We start from the raw sequence: 18760 nt of genomic DNA on the forward strand, positions 1-18760 counted from the left end.
GCCTCATTTCTATCGATCAGAATTTCTTCTGGATTTCAAAGCTGAATTGCCGCCCTCTGGCGCTGTGCAATTCTCCGAAGAAGCCGTAGCTTTCATCGGCAATCGGCGGAGCCTCATTGAAGATATTGTTGAGACCCACTCTAATCCGGGTACCGTTCAATCCAGTGTCATTCTCGATCGTATAGCTGACCGAAGCGTTGAGCGTGAACCAATCATCGCCGCGGAACAAGGCGCCGGTGTCATTTTGGGTTGCGCTCGGATCGTTCCATTCCCCGACATAACGACCAAAGAAACTAACCCGGACCGGTCCGTTGCGAATATTCACCGAACCCGACAGCCGCCATTTTGGACGACCATCCCGTTCGATCAGTTCGCCAAATCCTTCCGCTGCAAGCGTTGCAACGTCACCCGGTGACAATTGCGGGATACCCGACAGGATCGATTCGAGATCTGCCAAGGGGGCACCGGATTCTCCCGGTGACTGGTTGAAGCTGATCAGACGGGCGGCATTCACCTGGAATTTGAGATCACCAATTGGCGTGCTACCGACGTCATAGATAATGCCAAAGTCTGCGCCTTCCGACGTCCGGCTGTCGAGATTTTGATAAGGATTCAAAATCTGCACAATATCACCGGCAGGATTGATACCCGTGCCGTCATATAGCGCAATTTGCCCAGCATCAGGAGCATCTCTGACAACATTGGGATTTAACCCGCCTTGCAAACGCTGGATCAGATCCAGATAGAGCGCATTCTGGTTGCCGAGAATGCCGACAATACCATTTTGTTTCACGCGCCAATAGTCGGCAGTCAGGGTTAGGCCCGGCAGGAATTCTGGTGCCAGGACAACACCAAGGTTTACACTTTCGGTCTTTTCAGGCCGCAAGTCCGGTCCCCCCGATCGGAAGTCAATCAGGCCTCTGGTGCCGCAATCCGAAACCTCATCTTCGATCCCTTGGATAATCTCGGCAACGCATTCCACAGCCGGGATTTCCGAGTTGGAACGCGTCGTGCCCTGATCATTGACCTGCACGAGGTTCGGTGCGCGGAAGCCGCGCGACCATGCGCCGCGAAGGATGAGTCCGCGAACCGGTGTCCAAGAAGCGGCAACACGAGGAACAAATGTGCTGCCGGAATCTGAGAAGCTCTCGAACCGCCCTGCCAGCTGGAGGTTGAATTCGGTGACCAGCGGAATGTCCATATCTTCCGAAACAAGCGGAATGAAAGCTTCGGCATATCCCGAATAGACTTCCCGGTTGCCACTGGTGTCTGGCGATGGGCTTGACCCGATCACGTCACTGCCGAAAAAGTCCCCGTTGACTGCGTTGGTAAATGTGATCGTGCCGTCCAGACGCGGATCCCGGTCATCCAGGAATGTTTCCCGACGGAACTCAATGCCCGCTGCGATACCGACATCACCTCCTGGCATGGCAAAGAGATTCGAATTGGATATTTTCAAATCCGCAAGCGCCAAGGTTGTCTCGCCTTTTCGGAAAACATCAATGGATGCGGAATCAATCGCCGCCTGGCTGCTTGGCGTACAATCTTCGCGATTTGGCCCCAGGCCCTGTCCGAAGAAGCAGCCGCCGTTAAACGGATTATAGGCAGAGGGATCATTGCGATTGATCGCATCCTGCAACAGCGTGCCGGAAATCCGATTGGCGGTAAAATCGGAGGTGTTCGCTTCCGAATAGACAAATCCAGTGTCATAGTCCCAATCGCCAATCTGACCGCGCAAACCGGCAACCAACCGGAAGGTGTCTTTTGTCACAGTACCGAGACGCGGACCAAAGTCGACAAACCGATAATCCTCGAGCAACAGGTCTCGCCCGGCATCACTCACGCCGCTACCAATGCCATTGGTGACCCGGTTCGGGTTAGGCGATCCATCAGCCAGCGTAGTCGCACCGAGCGGGTTATAATAGGCCGATGCCAAAATCCCGATAGGCACCGCACTGAGCATTGTGTTCTGCTCGCGTTGCCGGCTCGATTTGGATCGATAATAGGATCCCTCGAAATAGAATTCGGCGGAATCACTCAGTTCATGATTGAACAGCGCCTGGAAATGATAGCGATCCTTTTTCGAGAAGAGGTCGCGATCAGCCCCGATGTCATAGCGCAAGTCCCGGTCAATCGTGCCACCATTATCGGCACAAAGACCATTGCCGAGATTGATGAACCGTCCGTCGCTGGGCTGACCGGAATCGCCGAACAGGCTGCAGGGCTGGATATGAAAATCATCATCCCGCAACACCGTGGTGTTTGACGAGGTCGCACTGGAGCCCTGGATGTCAAAAGCGCCGAAGGGCGAATTGATTGAGCGGTTATCAAACTGGGTATCGCCCTCGAAATCGGTGCCTTCGACAAACCGTCTCAAATCGCTGCTGGCAGAATAGTCACGATCCGAAGCAGGCGCTCCGTTTTCGCGGAAATAATAGCCATAAAGGGTCAGATTGCTGCGTCCCTCGTTAAAGTCAAAACCCAATCCGCCGCGGATGCTGTAGTTAAACAGGCTGGTCCCGGTAGAGGCGCGATAATTTCCGCGGAGGAAACCGCCATCGAGATTATCTTTCAACTGGGTGTTCACAACACCAGCCACCGCGTCAGCACCGTAGAGAGCGGACGCGCCATCGCGCAGCACTTCTACCCGGCGCACACCGCCCGGCGGGATGGTATTGGTGTCAGGGGAAACGACCGGAACAAAAAGCTCGGTCTGGAAACCTGGGTTCAGTACCATACGGCGCCCATTGATCAGCAGCAGGGTGTTGCCCGTGCCCAATCCGCGCAGGTTGATCGAGGCAATATCGCCGCGCGCGCCATTGACGCCGCCCGCAGTGCTTTGTTCATTAAACGCCACCTGCCCGGCTTGCGGAATGGATCGGAACAATTCATCGCCAGATGCAGCATCGGTGGTTTCGATTGCCTCTTCATCCAGCACGGTCACTGGCAGTACATCGTCAATCTTCGCGCCCTTGATCTGCGAACCTGTAACAACGATGATATTGTCATCTGCCGCGGCGTCCTGATCACCGGTATTCTGTGCCAAGGCATTGCCCGTACCCAATGCCAAGATTGCGGTTGTGCAGAACAACCGGCTCATTTTCGATTTTGCGATTCCCATGAAACCCTCCCTGATTGTGAACCAGACGTATATTTGCCTCCCAGCATCCCGATCTGGCTTGCTTGAAAATTGGCACCATTTTGCGACGCAAAGCAATCATGGAGATATTAGTATCCCGACATTGCCTCATAACAGCAGGTTATATGTTGCTTTTTTGCAACGGAGAGACGGTGTGATTAACCGGCAATCACGTCCGACAGGCCAGCGATGCAATCTTCCAACAAATCGCTGTAATAATGTTGCGTCAGAGTCGCCGCAAATATGGGAAATGGGTCGAGCCCCACCAGTGGATAGCGAAACAGGTCCGGCCCAAGGTAGGAATTTGCCGTAAATTCATCGACCACAGCCAGGCCAACACCCTTGCGCACGAGGGCAAGCGCGACGTGATAGGTCCGGGTCGTAACGACTTCTCGCGGCTTCACTCCGTGTTTTTCCAGCAAGCCGGACAATAACGCCCAGAGTGGCCCGCTATCCTTGATCCCGATAAAATCAATATCATGGAGCAATTGCGGATCGAGGCCGCCCGCCACGGTTTGCAGTTCACGGTCGGAAACAACCACCAACTGGCCCGCGCCAAGCCGTGTGGTTGCGATACGTTCATCGGACGGCGCTTCAAACCCGATACAAATATCGCATTTTTTTCAACCAGCGAAGGAATGATCTGATCCGAATGTATGGTCGTCAGTTCGAAACTGACGTCAGCATTTTCGAGACGGAATTTCGCTAATGCGTCGGGTAGCAGAGACAGGCTGACGGACGGCAGCGCGCCCAACCGTATATGGCCGCCCTGGCGGGAACGAATATTGTCGGCGGTGCGATTAAAGGCGGAAATCCGTCCGTATATGTCTTTGGCTTCGACAAACAGCTCATCCGCTTCCGGCGTCGCATAGATCTCGCCCCTTGCGGCGCATGAACAAAGGAAAGCCGAGTTGATCCTCGGCATGACGCAAGACCTTGCTCACCGATGGCTGCGAAACATTGAGATCACGCGCCGCACCGCTGATCGATCCGGTGCGATAGACATGATAGAAAATCTCGATTTGACGCAAGCGCATGATCATGGGGTGGCCACTCGCCACCCAAAAAGCAAGCCCGGGAATCGATGTACAGTGATATCACCGTCCCGGAACATCAAGCACGCCGGGCGCCTCTTCGTGTTGCAGTCAGGAAACCGGACCCCGCGATACCAATCGCACAATGCCCTGATTTCTAACCTTTCTGCAAATGCTTGCGGCCCAGCAATTCAGCGATCTGGACCGCATTGAGCGCAGCCCCTTTGCGCAAATTATCGCTCACACACCAGATAATCAATCCGTTCTCCACTGTTGGATCTTCGCGCACGCGACTGATATAAGTCGCGCTTTCACCGACACATTCAACCGGCGTGACATAGCCTTCATCTTCCCGCTTATCGACCAGCATCAGCCCGGGCGCTTCGCGGAGAATCTTCTGAGCATCTTTGGCGGAAAGTTCGTTTTCGAATTCGATATGGATCGCTTCGCTATGTCCGACAAATACCGGAACACGAACGCAGGTTGCGGTCAGCTTGATCTTGGGGTCGAGAATTTTCTTGGTCTCGACAACCATTTTCCATTCTTCCTTGGTCGAACCGTCATCAAGGAACACATCGATATGCGGGATCACGTTAAACGCGATCTGCTTGGTGAAGACCTGGTTGTCTTTGGGATCGCCAACGAAAATGGCACGGGATTGCTCGAATAGCTCGTCCATCCCGCCTTTGCCGGCTCCGGATACCGACTGATAGGTCGAGACGACCACGCGTTTGATCGTCGCCGCATCGTGTAACGGCTTGAGCGCCACGACCATCTGTGCGGTCGAGCAATTGGGGTTCGCGATGATATTCTTCTTCTTGTAACCGTCAATCGCTTCTGGATTCACTTCGGGAACGATCAGCGGAACATCGGGATCCATCCGGTATAGCGAACTATTGTCGATCACCGTGCAACCGGCGGCCGCCGCCTTGGGCGCATATTCCTTGGTCGGACCGGAACCGGCAGCAAACAGCGCCATATCCCATCCGGAAAAGTCAAAATGCTCGATATTCTGAACCTTGAGCATTTTGCCGGTATCGCCCATTTCGATCTCGCTGCCCTGCGATCGCGGCGATGCCACGGCGGCCAGCTTATCTATCGGAAACTCCCGTTCCGCGAGGATGTTCAGCATCTCGCGACCGACATTTCCGGTGGCGCCTACAACTGCAACTTTATAACCCATTTTGCTCTCTCAATCCTTCTGACCGCATCATGCTGAAATGGTTCCAATTCCGTCCACACCGTTGAAGTCGCATTACAAACTCGCGATGCTCCTTGAACCAGGCGCTGTATGTCGGTGATACCAAAATGAAAACAGCCGGAAATCCTTTTGGGAAAACCGGCTGTTTGAATACATTATGAAGCGATGTTTATTTTGCTTCTGCTTCCTGCTCAGCGGGTTTCTCTGCCGGTTTTTCCGCCGGTTTCGCTGTGGTCGCGGTTTCCTTGGGCGCGTTCAGACGACGCTCCGCAATACGCGCACGCTTACCGGTACGGCCACGCAGATAGTAGAGTTTCGCCCGACGGACGACACCACGACGAACGACCGTAATCGATTCAATGTTCGGCGAATAAAGCGGGAATACACGCTCGACACCTTCGCCGAAGGAAATTTTCCGGACGGTGAAGTTGGAGCCCATGCCGCGGCTGGTCCGTGCAATGCACACACCTTCAAAATTCTGGGTACGAACGCGCTCGCCTTCAACGACGCGCACACCAATGCGAAGCGTATCGCCAGCGCGAAATTCGGGGATATCTTTTGCCGCTGCGAATGCTTCGACAGCTTCTTTTTCCAATGTCTGGATCAGGTTCATGACCGATCTTCCTTATTCTCTTCCTGCGCACCAGAGGGCGACTGATCCGGAGCGTCCCGATGACGTTCCCATAAATCCGGCCGCCTTAGCCGTGTATCTTCCTCTGCCCGTTGTTTCCGCCAAGCAGCAATTTTCGCATGATCCCCCGATCGCAAGACTTCAGGGATGATACGCCCTTCCCATTTCTGAGGCCGGGTAAACTGCGGATATTCGAGTATTCCGTTCTCGAAACTCTCGTCATCTCCGCTAGCCGAGGCGCCCATTACCCCGGGAAGCAGCCGAATGCAAGCGTCTAAAAGCACCAAAGCGCCCATTTCTCCACCGGACAGAACATAGTCGCCAATCGAGACTTCCTCAATGTCGCGCGCCTCAAACAATCGCTCGTCAAATCCCTCGAAACGACCGCATATTATGTTGACACCGGGGCCAGATGCAATCTCCCGCACACGCGCCTGTGTCAGCGGTTTCCCGCGCGGCGTCATGGCGAGGGTTGGGGCCGGTTTGGGTGATGATTTTCGTCTTATTCTGGTCGTAAATTCGGGCCTCTCACGCGGATCATGGAATCTCGACAGCGTTTGAGGAGAACGGTGCATACTTTCCATCCGCTCCACCGCAAAATCCACAGCCGCCGCCATGACGTCAGCCCGCAAAACCATCCCGGCGCCACCGCCGGCGGGCGTATCGTCGACACTGCGATGCTTGTCGGTGGTGAATTCCCGCGGATTTATGGTCTCTAGCGCCCACTTCTCCTCCTCGAGCGCCCTGCCCGCCAGCGATGTGCTGAGCGGCCCGGGAAACATTTCCGGGTAAAGGGTCAGAATTTGGGCGGTGAAGGTCATTGCGACAGCCCATCCAACATCGGTAAAAACATGCGATCGGTCAAACGCGGAATCCTTCCGTTTTCGGCTATATCGTCAGGAACGCCCATGGCGATCCCGAGCGGTCTTCATTTCCATGATCACAAAGGTCATCATCGCGATCATTAGCGCCATGGCTCCATAAATGATGAGCGTGCGTACCGGATTTTCATCACCGCCGCGATCTGCAGAAAAGGCGATCAACCCAATCCCCGGCGTGATGATAATCTGCCCGGCAAGCAACGTGCCGGCCATCCGGATCATTTGGGCTTTTTTCGGTAAATCTTCCAGCCCATATAGGCTGGGAAAGCAACAATCACCACGATCAGCGCGATATAGATGATCGGTCCGGTCACGGCTCGACAAAATCCGATAGAACAATCGCCGGATCATTGCGCATATCAATGGCGCCAACCGGGACCATGAACTTCTTGCCGCTGGCGCGTTCAATTTCGATCACATCACCGGCACCAAATTCGTAAATGGCGAAAATCTTGCCTAGCTCTTCGCCATTGTCAGAAACACAGCGCAGGCCAATAATGTCGATATGATAAAATTCGTCTTCGTCCAGCGCAGGTAAGGCGGCGCGCGAAACGGACAGTTCCGTGCCCCTCGCCGCTTCCGCAGCGTTGCGGTCAGTAATCTCGGTGAGCCTGGCAATTGCGCCCATTTTATGGGGTTTGACCGATTTCAATGTCAGTTTGCCGCCATTGAAATTCTTGTGCTGCTTGAGGCTGTCCAGCGTATCGCAGAACAGTTTGAGCCGGACCTCGCCCGTCACCCCATGCGCGCCAATGATGACGGCAAGAGGGACGGCCGCGTCCGGATCAATATCGGCCAAGGACTATCCCTCGGACTTTTCTTCGGTTGCTTCCTCGGCAGCAGGTGCGTCTTCCGCAGCAGGGCCTTCGGTCGCAGCTTCTTCGGCAGGCGTTGCTTCAGGAGCAGCTTCTTCAGTTTTTGCTTCTTCTGCCGGTGCTTCAGCAGCGGTTTCTTCAGTCGGTGCTTCTTCAGCTGGAGCCGCCGCAGCTTCCTTGGCTGCTTCTTCAGCAGCAGCGGCTTTTTCCGCTTTCTCTTCCAGGCGCTCGGTGGCTTTTTCGCCAGGCTTTGCCTTGTTCGGGTTGTTGCGCGCTTCGCGCTTCATCAAACCAGCGGCATCCAGAAAACGCGCGACGCGATCGGAAGGCTGGGCGCCGACACTCAGCCAATGCTTTGCGCGGTCAAGATCCAGAACAACGCGCTTTTCGTCGTCCTTGGCAAGCAACGGATTGTAGCTACCGATACGCTCGATAAATTTGCCATCCCGCGGCGACCGGATATCGGCGATCACGATTTTGTAATAGGGCCGTTTCTTGGAGCCACCACGGGCCATTCTCATTGCTACTGACATAATAAACCTTTCTTATAATCTTCTAATATATTCAAAAACTTAAAACTATTTCTTCTTATTCAATAAATTCGCTAGATCGGGGGGCAAGCCGCCGGGGCTCATGTCGGGCAAGCCAGGCATGCCTGCCATGCCGCCGCCCTGACCGCCCATCCCGGCACCTGCAGCGCCCCCGCCGCCACCGAACATCGACATCAAGCCTTTGACGCCGCCCATTTTCTTGATCTTCTTCATTGCCTTGGCCATTTCCTGATGCATTTTCAGGAGCTTGTTAACATCTTGCACGGTCGTACCGGAACCTTTGGCAACCCGTACTTTGCGCTTGGCATTGAGCAATCCGGGACGCACCCGCTCTTCCTTGGTCATCGACCCGATAATCGCATCCATGCGCACCAGAACCTTGTCGTCCATCGCACCGCCAGCCATCGCAGCCTTGGCTTTCTTCATGCCGGGCATCATCGAGGCCAGAGCCCCCAGGCCGCCCATTTTGGTCATTTGCCGCAATTGGGTACGAAGATCGTTGAGATCGAACTGGCCCTTGAGCATTTTCTCGGCCAGCGCATCCGACTCTTCCTTGTCGACCGTCGCCGCGGCCTTTTCCACCAGACTGACAACATCGCCCATGCCGAGAATGCGACCAGCCACCCGTTCAGGATGAAACTCTTCCAGCGCATCGACTTTTTCGCCAACACCGACAAACTTGATCGGCTTGCCGGTGACGGCGCGCATCGACAACGCTGCACCGCCGCGCGCATCACCATCCATACGGGTGAGCACAACGCCGCTCAGATCAACCTGCTCCGAGAAACTCTGCGCGACATTGACCGCGTCCTGGCCGGTCATCGCGTCGACAACAAGCAAGGTTTCCTGCGGGTTCGCGACGCTGGCCACAGCCTGCATCTCATCCATCAACTGCTGATCGACGTGCAACCGGCCAGCGGTATCGAGCATCAGGACATCAAAGCCCTGCAGCTTGGCCGCCTGCAACGCGCGCTTGGCGATTTCTACCGGTTGCTGGCCAGCGACAATTGGCAATGTCGAGACACTGACCTGTTCGCCCAGAATCGCGAGCTGTTCCTGCGCAGCCGGACGGTTGACGTCCAGCGAAGCCATCAGGACCTTCTTATTCTCTTTGTCCTTGAGGCGCTTGGCAATCTTGGCAGAGGTTGTCGTTTTACCGGAACCCTGCAGACCAACCATCATGACAATCGCCGGTGGCGCCACTGCCAGATTGAGCCCACTGGCATCCGCACCAAGCATTTCGGTGAGGCCGTCATTGACGATCTTGACGACTTGCTGACCCGGTGTAATCGATTTGAGCACCGATTGACCGACCGCCTGCTCGGTGACCTTTTCAACAAACTCACGAACAACGGGAAGCGCAACATCGGCCTCGAGCAACGCAATACGAACCTCGCGCATCGCACCGCGAACATCTTCTTCCTTGAGCGCGCCACGGCCCCGCAGCTTGTCAAAGACGCCGCCAAGCCGATCGCTTAACTTGTCAAACATGATGCCGTCCTTTCTTCGCTCGTTTGCCGATATTCAAGTCAACGCAAAAAGCGCCGGTGGGCGAAACCTCGCTGACCGACGTGTGAGTGTTGAGCTCGAACTTGATATTCCTACACGGCTTTCGCCGCTTCCGACAGGGCCATTAGTCGATAAGCGATGAACGTGCAACCCCTTCCCATCCTGTTCTTCCGAAACGAAATATGAACCGCCGTTAACCAGAAATTGACGTTTAACCGTTCATTAGAGAAATCAACAAAGTGGGAAAAGTGTCATGAGTACGAAAATGACCAAGAATGAGAGCGGAACCAGCAGCAATTCTTATGCGGCTACAGCAAGGCGTGATGTCTTTACCAGCATCGTCGTCATTTTTGCGATCCTGATGTTTGTCAGCACCGGTGGTACGGTATTGTCCGATGCGATCTCTTCGATAGCTGGCTATGGGCGTACCAGCGACAATCTCATGGTATCAGGGTTCCTGCTTAATATTGCACTTATTCTCTTTGGCTGGCGCCGGTATCGCGATCTTGCAGCTGAAGTCGCCGAACGGGCAGCGGCGGAAGAACGGGCCAACTCGCTCGCGGCGACTGATCCCCTGACGGGATTCCTGAACCGCCGCACACTCGCCGAAAAAACTTCAGAGATGATCGCTGCTGCTCAGCGCAAGAATAAAAGCATCGCCTTCATGATGCTCGACCTCGACAATTTCAAAACCGTCAACGATGTGCATGGGCACAGCGCCGGTGATATTGTTCTCAAGGAAGTGGCAAACCGTATTGCGGACGTCATCCCGCCGAACAATCTGCTCGCACGCCTCGGCGGTGATGAATTTGCTTGCGCCTTTGTTTTCGACCCGGATCAACCGGAAATGGTCGATCGCATTGCCGATGACCTGATTGAAAGCATCGCCGCCCCGATCATGGAAAACGGCAATCATCTTGTTGTTACCACGTCCATCGGCATGTCCCGTTTCGATTTTGAATCGGAAAGCGTCGAAGTCTTGATGCGTCGCGCGGATATTGCGATGTACAGCGCCAAGAAACAGGGCCGGAACCGGTTCTGCTGGTTCGATGTTTCGATGGAACAGGAACTGAAAACCCGCAACACGATCGAATCCGGCATGCGCAAAGGCATTCCGAATGACGAGTTCGTCCCTTATTATGAGCAGCAGATTGATCTCGCGACGGGAAAACTGACCGGGTTTGAAATGCTCGCCCGTTGGGATTCCCCAACCCAGGGTCTGGTTTCTCCCGAAGTTTTCATCCCGATTGCCGAAGAAACCGGCATGATCGGTGAACTGTCGCTCAATATTATGCGCCAGGCCTTCGAAGATGCCAAAGACTGGGATCCGAGCCTGACGATCTCTGTCAATATCTCGCCCGTGCAATTGCTTGATCCGTGGCTGGCGCAGAAAATCGTCAAATTGCTTGTCGAAACAGGATTTCCGCCAAACCGGTTGGAAATTGAAATTACCGAAAGCAGCTTGTTCGAGAACCTAAGTCTTGCACAATCGATTGTTGGCAGCCTCAAAAACCAGGGCATTCGTATCGCTCTTGATGATTTCGGCACCGGCTACAGCTCGCTGGCTCACTTGCGTGCCTTGCCATTTGACCGGATCAAGATCGACCGCAGTTTTGTCACGTCGATCCTCGAAAATTCCGAAAGCGCAGCCATTGTCAAAGCGATTACCAGCCTTGGCAGCAGCCTCGGCATGCCGATCACGGCAGAAGGTATTGAAGACAAGGAAATTGAAGACGAGCTGCGTAATATCGGCTGTGCCAAAGGCCAGGGCTGGTATTATGGACGCCCGCTGTCGGTCGAGCAAACCCGCCGCGTTCTGGCAGAGCGGAATTTGCTGCCCGTACCCGCTACGCCGCAATACGCCGAAGTGGCTGCAGAGGAACAGATCGTTCCAAACGCCGAAGCCCAGCGCAAAGTCGGTTAACCCGGTCCCTATTGGGGCAAGACAGATCCTGCGGGCTTTCCCGAACCTGAAAGGCTGGACTTGATCCGTCACGCCCCCTACATCGCCAAGCATGACGATCGGCCAATTTCACAAGATGCATGGACTGGGTAATGACTTTGTCATTATCGACGTGCGCGAACCCGAATTATCGGCGGCCTTTTCCATGTCCAACGCCAAAGCCGCAGCCATTGCGCACCGTCACAATGGCATCGGATGCGATCAGCTTATCATCCTGCGCCCGTCTGACGCCGCTGACGTGTATATGCAAATCTACAATGCCGATGGCGGAGAGGTCGAAGCATGCGGCAATGCCACCCGTTGCGTGATCAAATTACTCGGCGATGACACCGCGATTGAGACGAAAGCCGGTATATTGACTGGCAGCACCACGAAAGACGGTGCGGTCGTCGACATGGGTGCTGCCGTGCTGGACTGGCAGGCCATTCCCCTCGCCTATGCCATGGATACGCTCAACATGCCCGTCGGCTGGGAAGAGCTTCAGGATCCTGCCGCGGTCAATGTCGGCAATCCGCATGTGATATTCTTCGTCGATGATGCCGATGCCGTCCCGCTGGATCGGCTCGGGCCGATGATTGAAGTGGATCCGCTATTTCCCGAGCGCGTCAATGTTAATGTCGCGCATGTCGCCGACGATGCCATCCATTTGCGCGTTTGGGAGCGCGGCGTGGGCCTCACCCGCGCTTGCGGCACCGGCGCTTGCGCCACAGCAGTGGCCGCGCTGCGCCGCGGTCTGGTTAGCAGCCCGGTGGTGGTTCATCTGCCAGGCGGCGGGCTGACCATCAGCTGGCAGCCCGGCGAAACGATCAAGATGCAAGGGCCAACAACCTATGTCTTTTCGGGCACCGTAAATTGGGATGATTTCGGATGAGTGCACTGGAAATTATCAGCATGGGCTGCCGCTTGAATATTGCCGAAAGCGAAACGATCCGGCAGAGCCTGTCTGGCGCTGATATCGCGACAGACGATCTGATCATCGTCAACAGCTGTGCAGTCACCAATGAAGCGGTGCGACAGACCCGTCAGGCGGTACGCCGTGCCAAGCGCGATAATCCCGACAAGAAAGTGGTCGTCACCGGCTGCGCGGCCCAGATTGATCCTGACATGTTCTCGGCCATGCCCGAGACCAGCGCCGTCGTCGGCAATTTCGACAAATATGATTCTGCCAATTTCAAATTAGGCATCCAGACCAACAAACCAGACATCCGGGTCTCCGACATCATGCAGGTTACTGAAACCGCACCGCACATGGTCAGCGCCTTTGCTGAACGGTCGCGGGCCTTTGTCGAAGTGCAAAATGGCTGCGATCACCGCTGTACCTTTTGCATCATACCCTATGGCCGCGGCAACAGCCGCTCGGTTCCGGCAGGCCAGGTCATCGAGCAGGTCCAGGCGCTGGTTGACCAAGGTTTTCAGGAAGTGGTTCTAACCGGCGTGGACGTCACCAGTTACGGTCCGGATCTTCCCGGTTCACCGAGCCTCGGCCTGCTGGTGGAACGCCTGCTGAATCATGTTCCCGATCTCAAACGGCTGCGCTTGTCTTCGGTTGATGGCGTCGAGATTGACGATCGTCTGTTCGATCTGCTGACCGGTGAACCCCGAATGATGCCACATGTGCATTTGTCGTTGCAATCGGGTGACAACCTGATCCTCAAGCGGATGAAGCGCCGCCACAGTCGCGAACAAGCAATTGAACTGGTCGCCCGTCTGAAGGCCAAACGACCGGATATCACCATCGGTGCCGATATTATCGCCGGCTTTCCAACCGAAACCGATGACATGCTTGCCAACAGTCTCGATATTGTCGAGCAATGCGCGGTGGTGCACGGCCATATCTTTCCTTACTCTCCACGCCAGGGAACACCCGCGGCAAAAATGCCGCCAGTCGACGGTGCCGTGATCAAACAGCGCGCGCGGGATCTGCGCAACGCCACGGCGGCGGTTGCCCAAAAGTGGCGCGAATCCCTGATCGGAACAACGCAGAATATATTATGTGAATTGAGCGGAACCGCAGGCTATGCTGAAAACTTCGCTCATGTTCAACTCGAACAACCAGCCACAGGGGGGCAGATTGTACCGGTTAAAATCATCGCCACAGACGGGACGCAACTTGTCGGAAGGCGCCTCTCATGAATGACAAGCCGGGATGGAAAGACCGCCTGTTTGGCGGATTCAGCAAGACATCCGGTCGTCTGACAGAAAATCTCTCGGGCTTGGTCACCAAGGCCAAGCTCGACGATGCGACACTGGATGATATCGAGGACGCATTGATTCTGTCCGACCTCGGCCCAGCCACTGCGGCATCCATTCGGGAGAAACTCTCGAAGGAGCGCTTTGAAAAAGGCCTGACCGAAGAAGCGGTGCGGGCCATCATTCAATCCGAAATCGCGACGATTCTCGATCCGGTCGCGATACCTCTGGAAATAGATGCCTTTCCCCGCCCACAGGTCATTTTGGTGATCGGCGTGAATGGATCAGGCAAGACCACCACCATTGCCAAACTCGCGCATCTGTTTCTTGAACAGGATTATGGCGTCATGCTCGCCGCCGGGGATACTTTTCGTGCAGCGGCGATTGGACAGCTCAAAATCTGGGCGGACCGCCTTGGAGTGCCCTTTATCAGCGGCAAGGAAGGCGGCGACAGTGCCAGCATCGTCTATGAAGGCGTCCAGCAGGCAACCGCAACCGGGATTGATGTGCTCATCGTTGACACCGCCGGACGCTTGCAGAACCGGACGGAGTTGATGGACGAACTTGACAAGATCCGCCGCGTTCTCGGCCGACTGAATCCCGCAGCGCCCCATGACATCGTGCTGGTCCTGGATGCGACCACCGGCCAGAATGCGCTGTCCCAGATCGAAGTGTTCAAGGAAGTCGCAAAAGTCACCGGGCTGATCATGACCAAATTGGACGGAACTGCGCGCGGCGGTGTGCTGGTCGCTGCCGCCAAGCAATTCGAGTTGCCGATCCATGCTATTGGCGTTGGTGAAACCATTGAAGACCTGCGGCCGTTTGATCCCAATGATCTGGCTGCCGCCATTGCAGGAAAACACACATGAGTGATGACGTCGTTACGATCGAACCAAAAAACGAGCATAAGGGCCTCGGCTTTGCCCTCGATTTCGGACCACTGCTGGTCTTTTTCCTGGTCTACAAATTCGGTGCGCCCGAAGGCAGCCCGATACTGGCAGCGATATACGGGACAGCGGCTTTCATGGTCGCCATCGTCATCGCTGTTATCGTGTCCAAGTGGAAGCTTGGCAAGATATCGCCGATGCTCTGGTTGTCGGCGGTTCTGGTCATCGGTTTTGGCGCCCTCACCATCTATTTCAACGATCCGCGCTTCATCCAGATCAAACCGACCATTATCTATACCGGCTTTGCGGTCATTCTCGGTGCGGGCCTGCTACGCGGCAAGCCGATGCTGAAATATCTGCTGCAGGCCGCTTATGAAGGGCTGTCTGACGAAGGCTGGCTCAAACTGTCCCGCAATTGGGCGCTGTTCTTTCTCGGCATGGCGATCCTCAATGAAGTCATGCGCGCCATGCTTGATTTTGACATGTGGCTAACCGTGAAAGTCTGGGGCGTGACAATCCTGTCCTTCATCTTTGCCCTCGCCAATGTGCCCTTGCTGATGCGGCATGGCCTTGATCTTGGACTCGAGGACGAAGACGAAGAGGGTGGCAAAGACAAGGTTCAACCCGAATAACCCGGCCCGTCACCAATCCAGAAACAAAAAACCGCGCCGAAATCAATCGACGCGGTTTTTACCAATATTGCTTTGGACTTTAGCCCTGATCAGCGCGGCTGACCCCTTCGCCATCAAGGTTCTGCGCGACAAAGTCCCAGTCGATTGCATTGTCGAGTAAGGCCGAGACATAGTCCGGACGTGCGTTCTGATAATCGATATAATAAGCATGTTCCCACACATCGAGCGTCAACAGCGGCTTCATGCCTTCATGCGCGACCGGGCTGTCGGCATCATGCAAGGATGTGATTTCCAGCTTGTCGCCGTTCAACACCAGCCAGGCCCAACCGCTGGCGAAATGGCCAACCGCTTCGGCTTTGAATTGTTCCTTGAACGCGTCAACCGAACCGAAATCGGCTTCGATACGGCTCTGCAATTCGGCCGGCATTTCTTTCTTGGTTGGGCTCAGGCACAACCAGTAGAAGCTGTGGTTCCAGATTTGCGCCGCATTGTTGAACAGGCCGCCATCAGCCGCGCGAATGACATCGGACAGCTTTGCACTGTCGTGCGCGGTGCCGGCAATCGCATCGTTGGTTTTGCCGACATAGGCGTTGTGATGCTTGCCGTGGTGATAGTTAAACGTGGCTTCCGAGATAAGGTCGCCAAAAGCGGTCTTGGAATAAGGAAGATCGGGAAGTGCAAAGGCCATCGGAAATATTCTCCATGATTAGAAAGACTTTCTACCGGAGCCTATACAGACAAATGCCGATCGCAACAACTGGCCATTGGGCCATATATTCGTGGTTCAATGGCCCAGCAGATCGTGGCGCTTGAGCGAATGGCGCAATTGGTCGTACGTCAGATTGAGCGCTTTGGCGGTCTGGCGCTGATTATAGCGGGACTTTGCCAGGGCTGATTCCAAAATGCGTTTCTCAAAAGCTTCGACTGCCTCTTTCATGTCATCGACAGCGGCAAAGGACGGTTCGGCTGGTGCAGCAGCAGGCGCTGCCTCCGGCGCCTTCGCCTCAGCAGAGCTCGATTCCGCAGGAGAACTTAGCCTGGAGGGCATTTCCCTCGGCTTCCAGGGGGATTCGAATGGATCAAATACAATATGATCAACCGGCCTCGACGCATCGCTCCATTGATAGACCGCCCGCTCGATGACATTGCGCAATTCCCGGACATTACCAGGCCATTCGTGGCGGTTCAGGGCCTCGGCGGCGAGTTTGCCGAAGCCGGGCCATTGCGGCCATTCCAGCTCGGCAGCCATCCTGCGACCGAAATAGTCTGCCAGCACGGGAATATCGCCTTCCCGGTAGCGCAAGGGCGGCAAAGTTACGACTTCGAACGACAGCCGATCGAGCAAATCCGCCCGAAACTTGCCTTCCTCGGCCATTCTGGGAAGGTCGGCATTGGTCGCCGCTACGATGCGAACATCGACGCGCTGTGGCCGGGAAGAACCGATGCGGGTGATTTCACCATATTCAACAGCGCGCAGCAGCCGTTCCTGTGCTGCGGTTGAAAGCGTACCGAGTTCATCCAGAAATAACGTACCGCCGTCCGCTTCTTCAAACCGGCCCACGCGGTTTTTGGTCGCGCCCGTAAAAGCACCCGCTTCATGTCCGAACAATTCGGCCTCGATAAGGGTTTCCGGCATCGCGGCACAGTTCAGCGTGATCAGCGGTCCGTCCCAACGCATGCTGAGCCGATGGAGCCGCTCGGCAATCAACTCTTTACCCGTTCCCCGCTCCCCGATAACAAGGACCGGACGGTCGAGTTGCGCCGCCCGGCTGGCTTTTTCCACCGCATCGAGAAAAGCCCCGGACTCCCCTATGAACTGACTTTCGCGCTCCATGCCCAACCTATAGTGTAATTTCCCACTAAATAGCAATTCATACTATATCAAAATCCACAAAAAATTGAATTACCGTTTTATTTCAATAGATTATAAAACTGGCACGCCTCCTGCAAAGTTAGTTTCGAACCCGCAAGGGATCGGAAAAACGAAATCAATCGGAGGACATCATGTCAGCACTTATCAATTCAGTCAGAATGAAAAGCCTGAGCAAAACAGATATTTCTGCGATTATTTCGGTTTTGTTATTTTCGATGACCATCCTGATCAGCGCGGTCGGCCCAGCAGAAGCACAGGGCACGACGATCGCCGAAGATGGTACGATTTCCCCAACTGTCAGCTACAAAGCGTGACAGGCGAAATGGCCGGGACTCCTTCATTCCCCCTTGCCGAAGTGAAGTCCCGGCCACCTTTTCAGATTGACGACGTAGAATTTATCGACGAGAATTTTTTTAAAGACCAGCCTGAACGTTCGAACCATTCCAGGCACAATGCTAGCAAAGACCGGAGTTTTTACATGGGTATTTTTTCAAGGACACGCGACATCATCGCCGCCAATGTCACCGACATGCTCGACAAGGCGGAGGATCCATCGAAGCTGATCCGCATGATCATCCTCGAGATGGAAGAAACACTTGTTGAAGTCCGGGCATCGGCAGCCCGCACCATCGCCGACCAGAAAGAAATGCGCCGCCATATCGACAAGCTCGAACAGCTGACCGATGACTGGAATGAAAAGGCCCAGCTCGCCCTGTCAAAGGACCGTGAAGACCTCGCCAAGGCCGCGCTCATCGAAAAGCGCAAAGCGGCAGACATGTCCGAGCAACTGAAAGTCGAGATCCAGGTATTGGACGATGCGTTGCGTGCCAATGAAGAGGACATCGCGAAATTGCAGAAGAAATTACAGGAAGCCCGCTCGCGTCAGAGCAGCCTCGTCAACCGGCTCGAAAGCGCGGAAAACCGGTACAAGATCCGCGAGATGTATAATGGCGAGAAAGTCCATGATGCGTTCTCGAAGTTCGAATATCTCGAGCGGCAGGTTGATCTCGCAGAGGGCCGCGCAGACTCGCTGTCCATGGGCGGTGAACCGCAAACCCTGGAAAACCAGATCGCCGCGCTGGAATCGAGCGACAAGGTCGATGATGAACTCGAAGCCATGAAGGCCGCCATGAAGAAAGGTGATAAATAATGCCAGAAGAAGTCGTACCGATAGCTATTTTCAGCATGCTCACGCTATTTGTGGGCCTCCCTTGGCTAGTGTTCCACTACATCACCAAGTGGAAAACAGCTTCGACGATTACAAACGAAGATGAGCAACTGTTGGATGAACTCCACAGTATGGCCCGTCGCCTAGATGAGCGAATGGAAACCATCGAACGGATTATGGCAGCAGACAATCCCGATTGGCGCCAGTCTGCTCTTCCTAAACCGAGCGAACCAGCGCCTACGCTGGAAAATTTTGACACTCTGCTGAAAAAGGAAAGGCGCTAGTC

The 18760-nt window shown here is 54.9% G+C and carries 20 protein-coding genes and 1 pseudogene; 8 read left to right on the forward strand and 13 right to left on the reverse strand.

The features are described 5' to 3' along the window. Positions 1 to 16: 16 nt before the first annotated feature. The 11 genes and pseudogenes from ACZ1GS_RS08980 to ffh all read right to left on the reverse strand — a co-directional run bounded on the left by ACZ1GS_RS08980 (position 17) and on the right by ffh (position 9743). Positions 17 to 3121 (reverse strand): TonB-dependent receptor domain-containing protein, encoded by a 3105-nt coding sequence (locus ACZ1GS_RS08980; RefSeq protein ID WP_472694873.1) that lies wholly within the window; start codon positions 3119 to 3121, stop codon positions 17 to 19. Between the two features lie 176 nt (positions 3122 to 3297). Beyond that, positions 3298 to 3750 (reverse strand): LysR substrate-binding domain-containing protein, encoded by a 453-nt coding sequence (locus ACZ1GS_RS08985; RefSeq protein WP_472698104.1) that lies wholly within the window; start codon positions 3748 to 3750, stop codon positions 3298 to 3300. A 68-nt stretch (positions 3751 to 3818) separates the two neighbouring features. Continuing rightward, a pseudogene (locus ACZ1GS_RS08990) lies at positions 3819 to 4064 on the reverse strand (hypothetical protein); the annotation flags it as partial. Next, positions 3988 to 4182 carry a helix-turn-helix domain-containing protein gene (locus tag ACZ1GS_RS08995; RefSeq protein ID WP_472694874.1) on the reverse strand — a complete coding sequence of 65 codons (195 nt, stop codon included), beginning with the start codon at positions 4180 to 4182 and terminating at the stop codon, positions 3988 to 3990. The gene ACZ1GS_RS08995 and the pseudogene ACZ1GS_RS08990, both read right to left, overlap by 77 nt. Before the next feature lie 148 nt (positions 4183 to 4330). Then, positions 4331 to 5356, reverse strand: coding sequence for an aspartate-semialdehyde dehydrogenase (locus ACZ1GS_RS09000; protein WP_472694875.1), 1026 nt, complete (start codon positions 5354 to 5356; stop codon positions 4331 to 4333). Positions 5357 to 5543: 187 nt separating this feature from the next. Continuing rightward, positions 5544 to 5987, reverse strand: coding sequence for a 50S ribosomal protein L19 (gene rplS, locus ACZ1GS_RS09005; RefSeq protein WP_472694876.1), 444 nt, complete (start codon positions 5985 to 5987; stop codon positions 5544 to 5546). Then, positions 5984 to 6826, reverse strand: coding sequence for a tRNA (guanosine(37)-N1)-methyltransferase TrmD (gene trmD, locus ACZ1GS_RS09010; protein ID WP_472694877.1), 843 nt, complete (start codon positions 6824 to 6826; stop codon positions 5984 to 5986). Before trmD ends, rplS begins: the two co-directional genes overlap by 4 nt. A 75-nt stretch (positions 6827 to 6901) precedes the next feature. Next, the gene (locus ACZ1GS_RS09015) at positions 6902 to 7108 is read right to left on the reverse strand and encodes a hypothetical protein (RefSeq protein ID WP_472694878.1); all 207 of its coding nucleotides are present in this window, start codon (positions 7106 to 7108) and stop codon (positions 6902 to 6904) included. 88 nt (positions 7109 to 7196) lie between these two features. Continuing rightward, positions 7197 to 7676, reverse strand: coding sequence for a ribosome maturation factor RimM (gene rimM, locus ACZ1GS_RS09020; RefSeq protein WP_472698105.1), 480 nt, complete (start codon positions 7674 to 7676; stop codon positions 7197 to 7199). 12 nt (positions 7677 to 7688) lie between these two features. Next, on the reverse strand, positions 7689 to 8234 hold the full coding sequence (gene rpsP, locus ACZ1GS_RS09025) for a 30S ribosomal protein S16 (RefSeq protein WP_472694879.1): 546 nt from the start codon (positions 8232 to 8234) through the stop codon (positions 7689 to 7691). A 45-nt stretch (positions 8235 to 8279) separates the two neighbouring features. Continuing rightward, complete coding sequence (gene ffh / locus ACZ1GS_RS09030) at positions 8280 to 9743, reverse strand: signal recognition particle protein (protein ID WP_472694880.1); 1464 nt, start codon at positions 9741 to 9743, stop codon at positions 8280 to 8282. Positions 9744 to 10014: 271 nt separating this feature from the next. Between ffh and ACZ1GS_RS09035 the strand changes: the two genes are divergently transcribed. The 5 genes from ACZ1GS_RS09035 to ispZ all read left to right on the forward strand — a co-directional run bounded on the left by ACZ1GS_RS09035 (position 10015) and on the right by ispZ (position 15433). Beyond that, entirely contained in the window at positions 10015 to 11685 is a 1671-nt protein-coding gene (locus ACZ1GS_RS09035; RefSeq protein WP_472694881.1) for a putative bifunctional diguanylate cyclase/phosphodiesterase, read from the forward strand. A gap of 91 nt (positions 11686 to 11776) precedes the next feature. After that, positions 11777 to 12595, forward strand: coding sequence for a diaminopimelate epimerase (gene dapF / locus ACZ1GS_RS09040; RefSeq protein WP_472694882.1), 819 nt, complete (start codon positions 11777 to 11779; stop codon positions 12593 to 12595). After that, the gene (gene mtaB, locus ACZ1GS_RS09045; RefSeq protein ID WP_472694883.1) at positions 12592 to 13857 is read left to right on the forward strand and encodes a tRNA (N(6)-L-threonylcarbamoyladenosine(37)-C(2))-methylthiotransferase MtaB; all 1266 of its coding nucleotides are present in this window, start codon (positions 12592 to 12594) and stop codon (positions 13855 to 13857) included. The genes dapF and mtaB overlap by 4 nt, the downstream gene beginning before the upstream one ends. After that, the gene (gene ftsY, locus ACZ1GS_RS09050) at positions 13854 to 14783 is read left to right on the forward strand and encodes a signal recognition particle-docking protein FtsY (protein ID WP_472694884.1); all 930 of its coding nucleotides are present in this window, start codon (positions 13854 to 13856) and stop codon (positions 14781 to 14783) included. Before mtaB ends, ftsY begins: the two co-directional genes overlap by 4 nt. Continuing rightward, the gene (gene ispZ, locus ACZ1GS_RS09055) at positions 14780 to 15433 is read left to right on the forward strand and encodes a septation protein IspZ (RefSeq protein WP_472694885.1); all 654 of its coding nucleotides are present in this window, start codon (positions 14780 to 14782) and stop codon (positions 15431 to 15433) included. Before ftsY ends, ispZ begins: the two co-directional genes overlap by 4 nt. A 79-nt stretch (positions 15434 to 15512) precedes the next feature. On the opposite strand, the gene ACZ1GS_RS09060 is transcribed toward ispZ, so the two are convergent. After that, entirely contained in the window at positions 15513 to 16121 is a 609-nt protein-coding gene (locus ACZ1GS_RS09060; RefSeq protein WP_472694886.1) for a superoxide dismutase, read from the reverse strand. A gap of 96 nt (positions 16122 to 16217) precedes the next feature. Beyond that, on the reverse strand, positions 16218 to 17267 hold the full coding sequence (pspF, locus tag ACZ1GS_RS09065) for a phage shock protein operon transcriptional activator (RefSeq protein WP_472694887.1): 1050 nt from the start codon (positions 17265 to 17267) through the stop codon (positions 16218 to 16220). Positions 17268 to 17437: 170 nt separating this feature from the next. Here pspF and ACZ1GS_RS09070 point away from each other — a divergent pair, with 170 nt between their 5' ends. The 3 genes from ACZ1GS_RS09070 to pspB all read left to right on the forward strand — a co-directional run bounded on the left by ACZ1GS_RS09070 (position 17438) and on the right by pspB (position 18758). After that, entirely contained in the window at positions 17438 to 17620 is a 183-nt protein-coding gene (locus ACZ1GS_RS09070; RefSeq protein ID WP_472694888.1) for a hypothetical protein, read from the forward strand. Between the two features lie 164 nt (positions 17621 to 17784). Then, complete coding sequence (gene pspA, locus ACZ1GS_RS09075) at positions 17785 to 18456, forward strand: phage shock protein PspA (RefSeq protein WP_472694889.1); 672 nt, start codon at positions 17785 to 17787, stop codon at positions 18454 to 18456. Continuing rightward, on the forward strand, positions 18456 to 18758 hold the full coding sequence (pspB, locus tag ACZ1GS_RS09080; protein ID WP_472694890.1) for an envelope stress response membrane protein PspB: 303 nt from the start codon (positions 18456 to 18458) through the stop codon (positions 18756 to 18758). Before pspA ends, pspB begins: the two co-directional genes overlap by 1 nt. Positions 18759 to 18760 lie beyond the last annotated feature (2 nt).

Source organism: Parasphingorhabdus sp. W113, from assembly GCF_055693205.1.

Bases quoted from the DNA above. Each gene is read 5' to 3' on its own strand.
- ACZ1GS_RS08980 (WP_472694873.1), bottom strand. From the start codon at position 3,121: ATGGGAATCGCAAAATCGAAAATGAGCCGGTTGTTCTGCACAACCGCA.
- ACZ1GS_RS08995 (WP_472694874.1), bottom strand. From the start codon at position 4,182: ATGATCATGCGCTTGCGTCAAATCGAGATTTTCTATCATGTCTATCGC.
- ACZ1GS_RS09000 (WP_472694875.1), bottom strand. From the start codon at position 5,356: ATGGGTTATAAAGTTGCAGTTGTAGGCGCCACCGGAAATGTCGGTCGC.
- rplS (WP_472694876.1), bottom strand. From the start codon at position 5,987: ATGAACCTGATCCAGACATTGGAAAAAGAAGCTGTCGAAGCATTCGCA.
- trmD (WP_472694877.1), bottom strand. From the start codon at position 6,826: ATGACCTTCACCGCCCAAATTCTGACCCTTTACCCGGAAATGTTTCCC.
- ACZ1GS_RS09015 (WP_472694878.1), bottom strand. From the start codon at position 7,108: ATGATCCGGATGGCCGGCACGTTGCTTGCCGGGCAGATTATCATCACG.
- rpsP (WP_472694879.1), bottom strand. From the start codon at position 8,234: ATGTCAGTAGCAATGAGAATGGCCCGTGGTGGCTCCAAGAAACGGCCC.
- ffh (WP_472694880.1), bottom strand. From the start codon at position 9,743: ATGTTTGACAAGTTAAGCGATCGGCTTGGCGGCGTCTTTGACAAGCTG.
- ACZ1GS_RS09035 (WP_472694881.1), top strand. From the start codon at position 10,015: ATGAGTACGAAAATGACCAAGAATGAGAGCGGAACCAGCAGCAATTCT.
- dapF (WP_472694882.1), top strand. From the start codon at position 11,777: ATGACGATCGGCCAATTTCACAAGATGCATGGACTGGGTAATGACTTT.
- mtaB (WP_472694883.1), top strand. From the start codon at position 12,592: ATGAGTGCACTGGAAATTATCAGCATGGGCTGCCGCTTGAATATTGCC.
- ftsY (WP_472694884.1), top strand. From the start codon at position 13,854: ATGAATGACAAGCCGGGATGGAAAGACCGCCTGTTTGGCGGATTCAGC.
- ispZ (WP_472694885.1), top strand. From the start codon at position 14,780: ATGAGTGATGACGTCGTTACGATCGAACCAAAAAACGAGCATAAGGGC.
- ACZ1GS_RS09060 (WP_472694886.1), bottom strand. From the start codon at position 16,121: ATGGCCTTTGCACTTCCCGATCTTCCTTATTCCAAGACCGCTTTTGGC.
- pspF (WP_472694887.1), bottom strand. From the start codon at position 17,267: ATGGAGCGCGAAAGTCAGTTCATAGGGGAGTCCGGGGCTTTTCTCGAT.
- ACZ1GS_RS09070 (WP_472694888.1), top strand. From the start codon at position 17,438: ATGTCAGCACTTATCAATTCAGTCAGAATGAAAAGCCTGAGCAAAACA.
- pspA (WP_472694889.1), top strand. From the start codon at position 17,785: ATGGGTATTTTTTCAAGGACACGCGACATCATCGCCGCCAATGTCACC.
- pspB (WP_472694890.1), top strand. From the start codon at position 18,456: ATGCCAGAAGAAGTCGTACCGATAGCTATTTTCAGCATGCTCACGCTA.